The following is a 13,710-nucleotide window of genomic DNA, read 5'->3' on the forward strand; positions in this document are numbered from 1 at the left end:
TTACTTCTCTTCCCCTACAGGAAGACTTTCAATTTCGATCACACACTCATTGGCTGTCTGTGACTCGATTTCCATCGGCGTCACTAGATTCTTAAGGCGCGACATATCTAGTAGATCCCGATAGACCTCGATGGTCACGCCCTCATGGAAGGTCACGGATACTTCTCCATCTCCCACTTCAATCATATCAATCGCAGCCTCGATGATTTTCGCTAGCCGTACGTCATCAATCTGCTTCGGTTTCTCGATCACATCATATTCGACAGTCAAGCCTGTCCAATCCGCTCGTTGAAGTGTGAGCGCTGTTTTCGGTAGTTCAATCAACGTCAGGCGTCCTTCTCGTGACGCTTGCTCGCGATAGACTGAACAAATCGATTCAACCGCCGCCTCGTCACCCATCGCGCTATACGAACGAACGAGTTGTAATCGATTCAACCATTCGTGACGAAGTGTCTTTAAAAGATCAAGTACCTGCTCATCCTTCATCGGTCGTTCCCTCCTAAAAAAACAGACCCTAACCCCCGAAAGTGGCTAGAGTCTGCTTCATCGATCACTTATGCTGGGTAAACGCTGACTTGTTTTTTGTCGCGTCCAAGACGTTCGAAACGAACGACACCAGTTGCAGTTGCGAAAAGTGTATCATCGCCACCACGTCCGACGTTCATACCTGGGTGAATCTTCGTACCGCGTTGGCGGTAGAGGATTGAACCAGCAGAAACAGTTTGACCGTCTGCACGTTTCGCCCCAAGGCGTTTCGATTGCGAGTCACGACCGTTCTTTGTCGAACCTACCCCTTTTTTCGATGCGAAGAACTGAAGATTAAGTTTCAACATGTGGAATCCACCTCCTATATTTGTTCAAGTTGGATATACTCACCGTAACTTTCAGCGATGGTTCCGAGTTGGACCAATGTCGCTTCCAGTAACAATTGGGTGCGTTCACTGACATCCGGTGCTAAGTCAGCGTACGGCTCTACATAAAAGTAGCCACCCTCTTGTTGTTCTGCCATTTCAAGGAGCAGGACCTGCCCGAGTAGTGACTCGATTGCATTGTATGCTCCGAAAATCACGCTTGAAGTGCCGGCACAGACTAAATCTAGACCAGGCTCAGCAAACTCGGCATGTCCTGTCACTTCGATGGAACGGATCAAATCCGCTTCATCTCGTCGAATCTTAACACGTATCATGGCTTACGCTTCGATTTTCTCGATGCGGACCTTCGTGTAAGGTTGACGGTGACCTTGCTTACGACGGTAGTTCTTTTTAGCTTTCATTTTGAAGACTGTGATCTTTTTCGCGCGAGCGTGTTTGATGACCGTTGCTACGACCTTCGCACCTTCTACGAGTGGAGCGCCGACTTTAACATCGTCACCACCAAGGATCAAGACTTCGCCGAATTCTACTGTGCTGTCGACGTCTGCGTTTAATTTCTCAACGTAGATCTCTTGGCCAGCTTCGACTTTAACTTGTTTACCACCAGTTTTAATAATTGCGTACATTACGTGCACCTCCTCTTAGGAACTCAGACTCGCCATCACGGGCAGCGGATGCTTTAAAACCCGGTCTGTGCGGTTGTAGTCATTTGGTGCTTCCAAACGAACTAACGTTATTCAGAATACCAAATGAAGTTGACTATTGTCAATAACGTTCTTATTGTTTTTGCTGACGACCGATAAATTCTTCACATTCCTGCTTCGTTCCCGTAAATAAGATACCGGTTTCGCCTTCGACAATCAACAGCTCGACCGGTGCATCTTGTAGCAACAACGGACTTAATCCGCCAGTCGGCACGCGGACGACTGCTGCTTCCGCATAGGTCGCAATTTCAATCAACTTCGGTTCGAGTTGCCGGTGAATCGCAATCCGTGACGGCTTCCCTTGTACGATGGAACGCTCGAGTAACGATTTTCCATGCCGTTGCCGCGTCAATTCGCAAAGGCCCATCTTCGTAAAGCCGTAGACTTCGATTTGCTTCGTTTCTTGGGCGGCGCGTTCCTTTAGCAATTGCGTCACACGCGTCTGCCCTTTACTTGAGCCCCGCAGGAAATCGACGGCAATCATGCCACTGATGTTGCGCAGGCGTAATTGGCGCATGATTTCACCGGCTGCCGCTTCATTGATTTGGTCAAACGTCCGCTTTTGCTCTTTGACGGAAATCATCTTTCCACTATTGACGTCAATCACTGTCATCGTCTCGACTTCTTCAATCAATAAATAGGCGCCTCCATCGAGCCAAACGACTTTTTCGAGCGCTTTCTCGATGACGCGGTCGACATGCTCCATCTCCGGGAGCCGTCCTTTCAATACAGGACGATCGACGCGTAATCCGAGTTGCTCCAATCGTTCTTTTTCCATTCGATTCGATACACAGGCTTCTTCGATGAACGGGAGCCGTTTCGCTTCCTGGACAATCAATGATTCATCCTGTTCTAAGTTATCCTGCTTTAGCATTTGTTCGTGACGGGCACGTAACTGGAACAGTTCTTTCTCAAGTACACCGACTTCTGCTTGCGATGCTTCCGTCCGGTACAAGATGCCTTCCATCTCACTTGTTTGAATCAGCTCCGCTAATTGTTGCTGCGTGACGAGATCGAGTTTCCGGCTGAAGCGGACACGCCGACCATACGGGAAATAGACGAGATAGCGTCCGCCATAGGTGATGTTTTGCGTCACTTTATGCTGTTTCGGTGCCGTGCCTTCCTTGACGACCTGAACGAGAACGGTCTGACCGACTTGGACAGCCTGACCGATTGTCGGGACATCCGGGTAACGGCGTAACGTTTCCAGTGTTTCGTTAATCGGTAAGTAAAGCGGTGTTCCATCGGTCGCAATCAAAAAGGCAGCCTCAAGCGTCGGATGTAGCCGATCGACTTTCGCGTAGAGCAGCGTACCGACACGAATCTCATCTCGCATCCGCTCATGGTACTCGACGACCCGTCCGCCTTCAACTAACGCAACACGCTCAAGCGACGGGGTTTGTTCACTAATCCATTTCATACGAATTCCTCCAAAAAAAATAGACCAGAAGCAACATAGCTCTTCTCGTCTATTTTCCCTAACTTATTTCATACCAAGCATTTTTTTCAATTTCACGAAGAACCCTTTTTGCGGTTGTTCGTTTAAGTCGAGTAATGGAACTGACTCTCCTAGAATCCGCCGCGTGATGTTCCGGTAACCGAGTCCGGCCCGATTATCCGGATTCATCGTCACAGGGACGCCACGGTGTGAGGCCGCGATGACTTCTTCGTCGTCGACGATCAAGCCGAGCAGGTCGATCGACAAGATACGCATGATTTCATCGATGTCGAGCATGTCCCCTGATGCCATCATGTGTGAACGGACACGGTTGATGACGAGACGCGGGACGATTTCACGCTCCGACCGTTCGAGCATGCCGATGATTCGGTCTGCATCCTGAACAGCGGCTTTTTCCGGTGTCGTGACGATGACGGCTTCATCCGCTCCCGCAATCGCGTTCATGAATCCTTGCTCGATTCCAGCAGGGCAATCGATTAAAACGAACTCATATTCAAGTTTCAACGTGTCAATGATCGCTTTCACCTGTTCCGGCGTGACGGACGATTTGTCCTTAGACTGGGCAGCAGGCAACAGATACATCTCTTCAAAACGTTTATCACGCACGAGTGCTTGGTGCAACTTACATTGCCCCGTCACGACGTCGACGATGTTATAGATACTCCGATTATCGAGACCAAGTACGATATCGAGATTACGTAATCCAATATCCGTATCGACGAGACAAACAGAATGGCCCATCAATGCGAGCGCAGTTCCGATGTTCGCAGTCGTCGTCGTTTTCCCGACGCCACCTTTACCAGACGTGACGACAATCGCCCGCCCGACGTTCGTTTTGGCATCTCTATGTACCTGTTCTTTCACTTGTTCCATGTCTGTCACCCTCTTTCACTATCGATCGCAAACTGATCCATCCGCGCAAGCGGAACGGTTTGGAGTCGAGAAAATTCAATTCCCGCTTCCCCTATAAACGCACAACCCATTTCTAAGGCCGGTACCGGTGCATCATCCGGTTCATCATGGACGAGGTCGGAAATCGAAATCCACTTCGGTTGTAGCATACTTGCGGCGACGACTGCTTCATCATTACCACCTTTACCGGCGTGAACCGTTCCTCTTAATGCTCCGAGACAATAGATACTGCCAGTCGCATGTACGACAGCACCAGGGTTGATGTCACCGATGACGACGATGGACCCTTCAATATCAAGGACATGACCGCTCCTAGCAGTTCCACCAAAATAGTGGAAGGTCCGTTCCCCGTATAATGCTTTTGCTTCATCTTTCGTCAGGCACTCACTGTCATACCCGTTAAATGAAAAGGAATCATGTCGTCCGACAATCGATTCGACCGCTGTCACGACACCTTCGTCGACGTAACGTCGCCCAAAGAAGAACGTAATCGGTACGGCGCGTCCGTTCTCGACGGATTTATCGGCAAGCGTCAATTCTAAGTCGTCAAGAAATTCATCCACACTGCACCGTTCGTTTACATAAACGGCAAGGCCACCACGATGACCTTTCATCGTTACATAACGCTTACGTTCAATCATGACTCATCCTCTTTTCTCGTCAAGTGTGGATTGCACGAGTCGGGTCATCGGATAATACAGAATGATAATCCCGATCAGCTGTGCAATGAGACTCTTCGGAATGATTTGTGTCGCCAGTTCTTTAAACGGAACATCGACACCTAAGACCGAAGCCGTAAAGAAATAAATATCAAATTCGAATAATAAGGCACTGAACGTAAAGGTGACGATAATCGTCAATACGTTCTCCTTTACATATTTTAGCACGAAGCTACTAAAAAGCGGAATGGCAGATAACGCAAATAAGTAAATACCGATGATATCGGAATAGACAAAGTCATATAATAGACCGAATACTAAACCGAAACCAAGTGCCTGTTCGATTTTGCCGTAGCGTCCGAGAAACATCAAGGCAATCAAAGTCAGGTGGACCGCATACGGTGACCCGTCACCGAGCGGACCTGCAAAAATCGTTCCTTCCAAGATAAAAAGAAGGAACACGGCGAAAAACAACTTGACGTTATTCACTAGTGTCCCCTCCCTTATCGGTCTCAGCGAAAGGTTCCTCCGCCTCTCGTTCAATCACGAAGACGTGACCAAACTGTTCGAAGTCTGCTGCCGGTTTGACGTATGCGATTTTCGAAGCACCGTATTTATCCGACTTCACTTCCTCGATTTTGCCGATGACAACACCGCTTGGATATTTTCCTCCGAGACCGGATGTCGCGACAATCTGCCCTTTTTTTAACTTCGCGTCATTCGGAATTTTCGTGAATTTCAACAAGTTTGTTTCCTCATCGAACCCTTCAATCGTTCCGAAGACCCCTTTTCCTTTTGTATCGTCCGCAACAGCTGAGACATTGTTCGTACGACTCGTGTCAGATAACAACTGAACGAGCGAAGTGTAGGCACTCGTCTGAATGACACGTCCAATCAATCCATCTGCCGTCACGACGGCCATATTGGACTTGACCCCTTTTTGTTCGCCGATGTTCACGGTCACGAAACGTTGCCACTCGGACGGTGTGCGACCAATCATTTCAGCTGGAAGTAACGTATAGTCGCGAATCGAGCCACCCAGGTCGAGCATATCTTTTAACTCTTTATTCTCACGTTCTAAATCACGAACTTTGACGGAATTTTCCGCATAGTCATTTAAACGTGATTTTAAATACTCATTTTCCTTATACACGTCACGCACTTCTGTAATCGAAGTGACCGTATCATCAATCCAGCCAATCGGTGTCGCGAAAAGACGTTGACCGACCCCGACGGTATCACGGACAAAACTTTGATACCAGTGGGATTGGTTACGCCCTTGCAACGAAATACCGATCAATATCACCAAAAGGAGAAAACTAAGGAGTGTGATGAGCAGTTTTCGATTATTTAAAAATCGCTTCATCGCTCATCCCGTCCTTATCTTTTTTGTGAGATGCCTGATTTCGAACGAAGGACATTCATCATCTCAAGTGATTTTCCTGTACCGATTGCGACACAATCGAGTGCGTTTTCAGCAACAAGCGTCAAGATGCGTGTTTCGTCTTCGATGACAGAATCAAGGTTTTTAAGGAGCGCACCGCCGCCTGTCAAGACGATTCCGCGGTCCATGACATCAGCTGAAAGTTCCGGCGGTGTCTGTTCAAGCGTGTGCTTGACACCTGCTAAAATCGCATCGACCGTATCGGATAACGCGTCGCAAATTTCTGCACTCGTTACTTCGATTTGTTTCGGAAGACCTGTGACGAGGTCGCGACCACGAATTTCCATCGTTTCGTTTTCTGACTCTTCGTCGATTCGTGCATAACCGATCGTCATCTTGAGTGTCTCGGCTGTCCGTTCACCGATCATCAAGTTATATTTCGATTTGATATAACGAATGATTGACTCATCCATTTCATCTCCACCGACACGAATTGATTGACTCGTTACGATGCCGCCAAGCGAGATGACTGCGACTTCCGTCGTTCCGCCACCGATATCGACGACCATCGACCCTGTTGGTTCAGATACCGGGAGTCCAGCTCCGATTGCCGCTGCGAATGGTTCTTCAATCGTATAGGCTTCACGCGCGCCGGCAAGCTTTGCTGCATCTTCAACGGCACGTTTTTCGACTGATGTGATGCCGCTTGGCACACAAATCATGACGTTCGTCTTCGAAGAGAACAATCCTTTTTTCTTCGACGCTTGATCCATGAAGTACTTGATCATCGTCGCAGTTGTTTCATAATCAGCGATTACGCCATCTTTCATCGGCCGTCGTGCCGTCACGTTGCCCGGTGTCCGTCCAATCATGTTTTTCGCTGCGTTCCCGACTGCTTCAATCTTACCTGTATCGGTACGGAAAGCGACAACAGAAGGTTCGCGTACAACGATTCCTTGCCCCTTTACATAAACGAGCGTGTTTGCCGTACCTAAGTCAATGCCGATTTCACGGCTAAATGATCCAAACATTATTCAAAAAACCCCTCTCTGAAAATACAACTCCACTAATTATAACGGAAAAGCACTCTTAGAAAAGCGCTAAAACGTTACAGCTTGTTTACAGTTCACCTATTTTTCAAAACATAAAAACGCCTGAGGTCAGGAAGTCCACTTCCCCCTCAGACGTTATTCTTACATAAATCCGCGTTGTTTCATACTAATAAATTGTCCGTGACCGATGACGAGGTGATCGATACAACTGATTCCAATCAATCTGCCCGCCTCGACCATCCGTTCCGACACCTCGATATCTTCCCGGCTCGGCGTCGGATCGCCAGACGGATGATTATGGACGGCGATGAAGCTAGCGGCCGAACAGCGGATGGCTTCCCGAAATATGTCGCGCGGGTGAACAATCGACGTATTGAGACCGCCGATAAACAGCGTCTTTTTGGAAATGACTTCGTTTTTCGTGTTCAAATACAGACAGATGAAATGTTCCTGTTGATACAGGCGCATCTCTTCTAACAACAGCTCCGCTGCATCCTCCGGTGAACGAACGACCGGTCGGACCCACTTCGGTTCTGTGACGAGCCGGCGGCCGAGCTCGAGTCCCGCCATGATTTGGAGCGCCTTCGCCTTGCCGACGCCGGGTGACTTCTCCAGTCCTCCGACTCCCGCTGCCTCAAGCTCAATCAACGAGGGATGACGATCAAGTAATTCTTCCGCGATTTCAAGCGGCGATTGATTTCTCGTTCCACTTCGGACGAGACATGCTAGCAATTCGACTGTCGTCGCACGGGTCAGCCCTTTTAGTTGAATCATATCCTTCGGCAATTCAATCACTGCATCCGACCTCTCTTTAATAGGCGTTACGCAAATTCCGGCTTGATTCCGAATACTTCGAGTCGTTTCGCAATCGGATGAATCGGTAATCCGACGACATTATAATAATCGCCTGCAATCGCTTCGACGAACAATCCTCCGACCGCCTGGATGCCGTATCCACCGGCTTTATCATACGGCTCATCCGTCTCCGTGTAGCGCATAATCCAGTCCTGCGACAATTTGGCAAAACGGACTTCTGTCGTCACGGTAAATGTTTCGACATGATCATTCATCACAATCGTCACGCCCGTCAAGACATGGTGGGTCCGACCAGATAATTGACGCAACATCTGCTTTGCGGCTAAGCGATTGAGCGGTTTTTCCAAAATCAAACCGTCAATCGACACGACGGTATCTGCCGCCAGAATGATTTCATCCGTTTTAGCAACAGCACGTGCTTTTTTGTCGGATAAGTAGGCGACGTATTCGGCAGGCGCCATCGGATAGGGCGCTTCTTCGACGACGTCAGCAGGACGCACCTCATGCTGTATTCCGATTTGGTCCAAAAGCTGTGTCCGGCGCGGAGACGCCGAAGCAAGAATCAAGGGTGGTTGCGTTACCATTAGTATCACGCTCTTTCTGATAGATTTCGAACTAGCTTAATTCACTCAACGGGTAGTATAACGAAAAACAAGTGCCTCTCCCGTGAAGGGAAGCACTTGTTTCCAAACTAATTTCCTGTGACATCGACAAAGGGATCTGATTTCGGGGGCGTCTCTTTGAGTGGTGTCTTCTTATCTGGAACGAGTTGTGTTAGATCAGGTCGGTAATACGTCTCGATTTCAATCGTAAACGCCATCATCTCATCGTCAAGAAGAATCGTCTCACTTCCGGCACCCGGTTCATCCGGCCCCGTCAATTGAATCTGACGCAAGATCGTAATCCGATCCGTCCGTTCGATTTGTTTAAGGAATGCCATCAGTTCGAGATAGGATGGTGCTTCGACGGATAACGATGCCGGAAGCGGTGTCGCGGCCGTCGTCGCGACGGGTGCTTGTGCTCCATCCGCATCGATGTCAGACTCTGTCGCCATTGCTCCGTCGACGACCGGTGTCGACTCGACGACCGGAGCAGGTGCAACATCCGTTTGGCTGAACGTAATCGACTGGACTTTGACTCCTGCGATTTGACTCGAGGCATTGATGGCGTCGATGACGTCATCATTCGCCGGGAGGACAGGCACTTTTTTCTGTAAGAAGCTTGATTCGGCGACATCGACTTTTTGTTCATTCGCTTTTGCGATTTCGAGGGCCATCTGTTCCCGATCAAGCGTCGCTTCCGTTTCATTCAATTCTTCGTACGTCGTATAGGTCGTATAACCGAAATAGGCGACTCCTCCAATTACGAGCAGGAGCGTCAATCCGAGGAGAAGGTAACTACTATAGCGCTTCAATTATCCTCCACCTCCTCAATCTCGGTCGAGACGACTTCGCCTGTTCCGTCTTCCGGTGTCACTTCACCGTCTGGCGTTGCCGACTCCGTCTCGCCATCTTCTTTTGGTACATCCGGATTCGCTTCATTCGTTTCACCTTTGACGACCTCCGCCGGTAAGACTGACAACGTGAATTGACCGATGTAACGCGGTTCTTCCGTTTTTTCATCAGCCGATGGTGTAATCGTCGTCGTCGGAATTTCTTCCCCTGTTGCCGGGTCGATCGTCGTCGACGTGACGACATCTGCCTCTTCGTTCATCGTCTTCGTTGTGATACCTGTCAATGAAACTCCTGTAAAGACGTCATCCGTCAAGAGTTGACGATAAAAACCATTCAACTCTTCCAGTGTTTCGAATTGCGCATTCATCGTCACGAGATGATCGGCACCATAGGCGAACTGTAAGATGTAGCCGCGTTCCGGTAAGTAGCGGGTAATCCGTTCAAGCGTCGGGACTGCCGGGCGCGGCGTCTCCTCTAATCCGTCGACGGTCTGCTTCAATTGGGCAATTTCTTGTTTCGCTGATTGTGCCGATTCCGCCTGGAGGGCACGAACGATTTGCACTTGATTGTTTGCTGTCTCAATCCGGTCCGCGAACTGGTCCGTTTGCCAGAACAAGTAGCCGCCAATCATTCCGCCAAATAACAACAGGACGAGCGACGCGACGAGCGGAAACTTCGGCATGACGTCGTTCTCTGGTAACAGATTGATTCGAGTTTTTTGTGGAATCGCGAGTCCGAGTAGCGGTAAATACGCACGCGGAATCGTTTGTGGCGCGACTTCGAGCTGCTCCGGAAGCTGTTCGAGTCGGAGATCAAAATTCGCTTCGAACCGTTTGACGAGCTCCTCCTGGAACGGGAAGTCTCCCGCTAGAATGACACGGCTGATTTCCCGTTGGTCGCGCGCGAGCGAAAACCGGTAGAAATCGAGCACACGTGAAAATTCGAGCAGCATTTCGTCAAGTGTCATCTCGACTTGTGCGTCATCCAGGCGATACCGGTAATGGAGACGATCCTCCATCACCTCAACTTCCCAGGCATTCGAACTGAACGTATCGACGGAACGGATTAAGCGCGGAACTTTGTCTTCGATGATGATCAGTTGATGATTCGTCGCATTGACGTTCCAAATCAAGACGCTGCTACTGTCTTCGACTTCATAGAGCGACTCGATTCCGAAAAACGTAGCGAGCGGTTGCGGTTCAGCTGCGACAAGCCGCAGGTGCTTTTGCTTAAACAATTGCATGTATTGTTGAATCGCTTCGTTCGGTGCCGCATACAGCATGATTTCCCGTTTGCCATCTTCTTCGAGCAGAGTGTAATCGAAGTACGGTTCTTCAAACGGCAGGACGATACTGTGACCAAGCTCCATGAACAAGTACCCGCGGATTTGATTCGTCTCGACCGACTCCGGGATTTCAAGTTTTCGGGCAAGGACGAGTGAACCATCGAGGGCAAGAACAGCTTGCGAACCTCGCGGAACCTTTAATTTCGTCAACAGGCTGTCAAAAATCAAATCAAGTGACGCTTCCGGTTGCAACCATCCACCTTGGAGTGTCCCGGCAGGCAGGGACGCAACAGCGCGTCGTTTGATGACACCGTTCTTGACGACGGCGCCGAAGACGGCGACATCCGTGAAGTTGAAATAAATATATGTACCTCTACGCCTAGCTTGCGCCATATGTAGGTTCGTCCTTTCTCATAGGAACAGATCGAGGTATAACGTCACCCAATCGTCCGCGAAATAATAAGTGAGTAATGTCCCGATCGCAATCGACGGGACGAAGGGAATCGGTTGCTTGCGTTCGACGCGCTTCAATCCGAGCAGTGTCAGTCCAATGATGGAACCGACAAATGCCGAGACGAATAAGGCAATCACGACGTCGAGTGGTCCGAGGAAAATACCGAGTAAACCAAACAGTTTGACGTCCCCTGCGCCCATCCCTTGGCGTGATGCGAGAAAGATTGCAAACAATAAACTAAAACCGACGATTCCGCCAATAATTGGATTATACCAGTTCTCGTATGGAGAAAGGTAGCGAACTATCAGACTAATCGGTAAAAAGAAGAGTAATATTTTATTCGGAACGAGCATGTAGGCAAGATCCGACATGACGAGGATGAATAACAGGCTCGTCAAGATAAGCGTCAACACGAATTGCATCGACCATCCGAATTGATAGAACGCATAGGCATACAGTACGCCCCCAAGCAACTCCAGCGCCGGATACTTCGCGGAGATCGGCAGTTGGCAGTCGCGGCATTTTCCGCGTAAAGCGAGATAGCCGATGACCGGTGTCAGTTCGAGCGCACCGAGGACGTGACCACAATTCGGGCAATGCGAGCGCGGTCGCACAATCGATTCCCCCACCGGAATCCGCAGTCCGACGACATTTGTAAACGACGTGATCAACATGCCAATAATGAAAAAATAGACTGTAAAAACGATTGTCATGTTAGGCTCCTTTCTTAAAAAACTTCAGAAAAAAACCCCCGAGGTGGGGGTGGAATTTAAATTATTTCTTTTCTTCTATACCAGTTCGTTTGAGTGCTGATGGAGCTGCTCCTGTGAAGTAAGTATAATCTTCAGACTCACTTTTTAAAGTAACTTTATAAGTATAAGTACCTTTGTCCTCAGTGACAGTGACGAACGAATCTTCATACGCCTTATCAGAATTTAAGGCATCCTTCATATCATCGATATATTTTTTCAAAGAATCTACTCTCGGCGTAGCTGTCGTACCTTTTGTGACGTCATTTGCTACGATTGCTTTTTTATTTTCATTAACACCAACTTTCACAGTTTCTCCAGGTTGAACTGGATTTGAAGATGTATACAACTTCGCTGCCGCTACTAATTGTTTCGCATCGGATACGACTGCATCCTTACGTGAGTTTTCAATCAATCCGCCAATCGCTACTACCGCGATTGCGGCAATAATTCCGAGAATAACGACGACGACGAGTAACTCGATCAACGTCAAGCCCCGCTCATCGCGCATTTGTTTTGCATCTAACCAAATTTCTTTTAACCGTTCTAACATTTTAGTATTCCTCCCTAGTGCTTTTTTCTGAGTTCGATGTATAGGTAATACTATCCATATGAATACTATTATAGTAGCACCATATATTTAGTTAATTATGTCTTTTTTAGACAACAGGTAAATGATTTCGCAGTTGTTATTCGCCCTGGATATCCGAATAGATTTTGAACATCGGGACGACGACGGCGATGACGATGACACCAACGATTGCGGCGAGGACGACAATCAACAGCGGCTCGATGATTGACTTCAAGCGATCCGTCGTCGTTTCAACTTCCGTCTCATAAAAGTCTGCGACCTCTGTCAGCATGGAGTCCAGGCGCCCGGACTCCTCCCCGATGGCAATCATCTGTGTCACGAGAGGTGGAAAATATTTGTTTTTTTCTAATGGTTCGTGCATCGGAATCCCGCGCGACATCGCTTCATTCGCACCGGCGATTCCTTTACGGATGATCCGGTTCGTGACGATCCGTTCCGTAATGTCGAGCGAAGCAAGAATTGGGACCGACGCATTCAGTAACACAGCGAGTCCCCGCGTCATCAAAGCAATCTGTGACTTTTGAATCAATGGTCCGAAGACCGGCAACATTAATAGTAAGCTGTCGAAGATGACCCGTTGCCGCTCATTTTTTAAATTAAAATACAGTAGACCGAGCAATCCGAAGGCGACAAGCAACAAGACCCACCAGTAAGCGACAAAAAAGTCCGATACGGCAACAACAAGTTTCGTAATTAATGGAAGTTCGCTTCCGAGTTGATCGAAAATCGACGCGAACGTCGGGACGACGTTCAACATCAGGAAGACGACGACACCAATCGCAACGATTGAAACGACGGCCGGATAAATCAATGCCGAAATGACTTTCCGTTTAATCTCGTACTGTTTTTGAAGCTGGGTGACGATGTTATCAAGGGCTTCTTCTAAATTCCCGCTCGCCTCACCCGCCATCGCCATACTGACGAAGAATGTATCAAAGACGCGCGGATGTTTCTCAATCGCTTGCGAAAATTGAATCCCACTCCGTAAATCATCTTCGACTTCGACGAGTGCCCGCTCGAGCGGCTTCGATTCGGTCTGTTTCCGTAAAATTTCGGTCGCTTTAACAATTGAGACACCGGACCGGACGAGCGTCGCAAATTGACGTGCGTACATGACTAAGTGTTCGATTTTCGGTTTTGCCGTTAAGAATGTGATCTCGGTATTTAAGCCTTTTGATTCTTGTTTCTCAAGTGATGTGACGGCGATTTGTTCTGTCCGGAGACGTTCTGCCGCCTCCCGTTTCGTTAATGCTGTAATCTTACCTTTTTTCCGTTTACCGGCCATCGTCCGACCTTCATACATGAATACTGCCATCTG

17 protein-coding genes and 1 other annotated feature are annotated in these 13,710 nt (G+C 48.7%); all 17 genes read right to left on the reverse strand.

What is annotated here, in order from left to right; all coding sequences use genetic code 11:
* Nucleotides 1–486 (reverse strand): Spo0B domain-containing protein, encoded by a 486-nt coding sequence (locus AC0VYQ_RS10840; protein WP_029331047.1) that lies wholly within the window; start codon nt 484–486, stop codon nt 1–3.
* 68 nt (nt 487–554) lie between these two features.
* Nucleotides 555–833, reverse strand: coding sequence for a 50S ribosomal protein L27 (rpmA, locus tag AC0VYQ_RS10845; protein WP_012370976.1), 279 nt, complete (start codon nt 831–833; stop codon nt 555–557).
* Between the two features lie 14 nt (nt 834–847).
* Nucleotides 848–1,186 (reverse strand): ribosomal-processing cysteine protease Prp, encoded by a 339-nt coding sequence (locus tag AC0VYQ_RS10850; protein ID WP_029331048.1) that lies wholly within the window; start codon nt 1,184–1,186, stop codon nt 848–850.
* 3 nt (nt 1,187–1,189) lie between these two features.
* On the reverse strand, nt 1,190–1,498 hold the full coding sequence (gene rplU / locus AC0VYQ_RS10855; RefSeq protein ID WP_012370978.1) for a 50S ribosomal protein L21: 309 nt from the start codon (nt 1,496–1,498) through the stop codon (nt 1,190–1,192).
* Nucleotides 1,499–1,513: 15 nt separating this feature from the next.
* Nucleotides 1,514–1,583 (reverse strand) — a sequence feature (ribosomal protein L21 leader region).
* A 66-nt stretch (nt 1,584–1,649) separates the two neighbouring features.
* Nucleotides 1,650–2,996, reverse strand: a complete 1,347-nt coding sequence (locus AC0VYQ_RS10860; RefSeq protein ID WP_214807265.1) for a ribonuclease E/G — start codon at nt 2,994–2,996, stop codon at nt 1,650–1,652.
* Between the two features lie 63 nt (nt 2,997–3,059).
* Nucleotides 3,060–3,908, reverse strand: coding sequence for a septum site-determining protein MinD (gene minD / locus AC0VYQ_RS10865; protein WP_051667297.1), 849 nt, complete (start codon nt 3,906–3,908; stop codon nt 3,060–3,062).
* Nucleotides 3,909–3,913: 5 nt separating this feature from the next.
* Nucleotides 3,914–4,588, reverse strand: a complete 675-nt coding sequence (locus AC0VYQ_RS10870; protein ID WP_088837532.1) for a septum site-determining protein MinC — start codon at nt 4,586–4,588, stop codon at nt 3,914–3,916.
* Between the two features lie 3 nt (nt 4,589–4,591).
* Nucleotides 4,592–5,095, reverse strand: a complete 504-nt coding sequence (gene mreD, locus AC0VYQ_RS10875; protein WP_088837533.1) for a rod shape-determining protein MreD — start codon at nt 5,093–5,095, stop codon at nt 4,592–4,594.
* Entirely contained in the window at nt 5,088–5,972 is an 885-nt protein-coding gene (gene mreC, locus AC0VYQ_RS10880) for a rod shape-determining protein MreC (RefSeq protein ID WP_088837534.1), read from the reverse strand. The genes mreD and mreC overlap by 8 nt, the downstream gene beginning before the upstream one ends.
* Nucleotides 5,973–5,986: 14 nt before the next feature.
* Nucleotides 5,987–7,021 carry a rod shape-determining protein gene (locus tag AC0VYQ_RS10885; RefSeq protein WP_029331054.1) on the reverse strand — a complete coding sequence of 345 codons (1,035 nt, stop codon included), beginning with the start codon at nt 7,019–7,021 and terminating at the stop codon, nt 5,987–5,989.
* Between the two features lie 162 nt (nt 7,022–7,183).
* Complete coding sequence (gene radC / locus AC0VYQ_RS10890; RefSeq protein ID WP_204251439.1) at nt 7,184–7,816, reverse strand: RadC family protein; 633 nt, start codon at nt 7,814–7,816, stop codon at nt 7,184–7,186.
* Between the two features lie 47 nt (nt 7,817–7,863).
* Nucleotides 7,864–8,442, reverse strand: a complete 579-nt coding sequence (locus tag AC0VYQ_RS10895; protein WP_475403548.1) for a Maf family protein — start codon at nt 8,440–8,442, stop codon at nt 7,864–7,866.
* Nucleotides 8,443–8,549: 107 nt separating this feature from the next.
* A complete protein-coding gene (locus AC0VYQ_RS10900) occupies nt 8,550–9,272 on the reverse strand; it encodes a hypothetical protein (protein WP_475403549.1) in 723 nt (240 codons plus the stop codon).
* Nucleotides 9,269–10,990: a fimbrial assembly protein gene (locus AC0VYQ_RS10905; protein WP_475403550.1), complete on the reverse strand. Its 1,722-nt coding sequence runs from the start codon at nt 10,988–10,990 to the stop codon at nt 9,269–9,271. The genes AC0VYQ_RS10900 and AC0VYQ_RS10905 overlap by 4 nt, the downstream gene beginning before the upstream one ends.
* A gap of 18 nt (nt 10,991–11,008) precedes the next feature.
* Nucleotides 11,009–11,764 (reverse strand): prepilin peptidase, encoded by a 756-nt coding sequence (locus AC0VYQ_RS10910; protein WP_475403551.1) that lies wholly within the window; start codon nt 11,762–11,764, stop codon nt 11,009–11,011.
* A 61-nt stretch (nt 11,765–11,825) separates the two neighbouring features.
* Nucleotides 11,826–12,353 (reverse strand): type II secretion system protein, encoded by a 528-nt coding sequence (locus AC0VYQ_RS10915; protein ID WP_088837540.1) that lies wholly within the window; start codon nt 12,351–12,353, stop codon nt 11,826–11,828.
* 136 nt (nt 12,354–12,489) lie between these two features.
* On the reverse strand, nt 12,490–13,707 hold the full coding sequence (locus tag AC0VYQ_RS10920; protein ID WP_088837541.1) for a type II secretion system F family protein: 1,218 nt from the start codon (nt 13,705–13,707) through the stop codon (nt 12,490–12,492).
* Nucleotides 13,708–13,710 lie beyond the last annotated feature (3 nt).

This window comes from Exiguobacterium sp. QJM3NY_9 (assembly GCF_056173545.1).

What these genes read in the sequence shown, in the direction of transcription:
- AC0VYQ_RS10840 (WP_029331047.1), bottom strand. Translation starts at nt 486, where the DNA reads ATGAAGGATGAGCAGGTACTTGATCTTTTAAAGACACTTCGTCACGAA.
- rpmA (WP_012370976.1), bottom strand. Translation starts at nt 833, where the DNA reads ATGTTGAAACTTAATCTTCAGTTCTTCGCATCGAAAAAAGGGGTAGGT.
- AC0VYQ_RS10850 (WP_029331048.1), bottom strand. Translation starts at nt 1,186, where the DNA reads ATGATACGTGTTAAGATTCGACGAGATGAAGCGGATTTGATCCGTTCC.
- rplU (WP_012370978.1), bottom strand. Translation starts at nt 1,498, where the DNA reads ATGTACGCAATTATTAAAACTGGTGGTAAACAAGTTAAAGTCGAAGCT.
- AC0VYQ_RS10860 (WP_214807265.1), bottom strand. Translation starts at nt 2,996, where the DNA reads ATGAAATGGATTAGTGAACAAACCCCGTCGCTTGAGCGTGTTGCGTTA.
- minD (WP_051667297.1), bottom strand. Translation starts at nt 3,908, where the DNA reads ATGGAACAAGTGAAAGAACAGGTACATAGAGATGCCAAAACGAACGTC.
- AC0VYQ_RS10870 (WP_088837532.1), bottom strand. Translation starts at nt 4,588, where the DNA reads ATGATTGAACGTAAGCGTTATGTAACGATGAAAGGTCATCGTGGTGGC.
- mreC (WP_088837534.1), bottom strand. Translation starts at nt 5,972, where the DNA reads ATGAAGCGATTTTTAAATAATCGAAAACTGCTCATCACACTCCTTAGT.
- AC0VYQ_RS10885 (WP_029331054.1), bottom strand. Translation starts at nt 7,021, where the DNA reads ATGTTTGGATCATTTAGCCGTGAAATCGGCATTGACTTAGGTACGGCA.
- radC (WP_204251439.1), bottom strand. Translation starts at nt 7,816, where the DNA reads ATGATTCAACTAAAAGGGCTGACCCGTGCGACGACAGTCGAATTGCTA.
- AC0VYQ_RS10895 (WP_475403548.1), bottom strand. Translation starts at nt 8,442, where the DNA reads ATGGTAACGCAACCACCCTTGATTCTTGCTTCGGCGTCTCCGCGCCGG.
- AC0VYQ_RS10905 (WP_475403550.1), bottom strand. Translation starts at nt 10,990, where the DNA reads ATGGCGCAAGCTAGGCGTAGAGGTACATATATTTATTTCAACTTCACG.
- AC0VYQ_RS10910 (WP_475403551.1), bottom strand. Translation starts at nt 11,764, where the DNA reads ATGACAATCGTTTTTACAGTCTATTTTTTCATTATTGGCATGTTGATC.
- AC0VYQ_RS10915 (WP_088837540.1), bottom strand. Translation starts at nt 12,353, where the DNA reads ATGTTAGAACGGTTAAAAGAAATTTGGTTAGATGCAAAACAAATGCGC.
- AC0VYQ_RS10920 (WP_088837541.1), bottom strand. Translation starts at nt 13,707, where the DNA reads ATGGCAGTATTCATGTATGAAGGTCGGACGATGGCCGGTAAACGGAAA.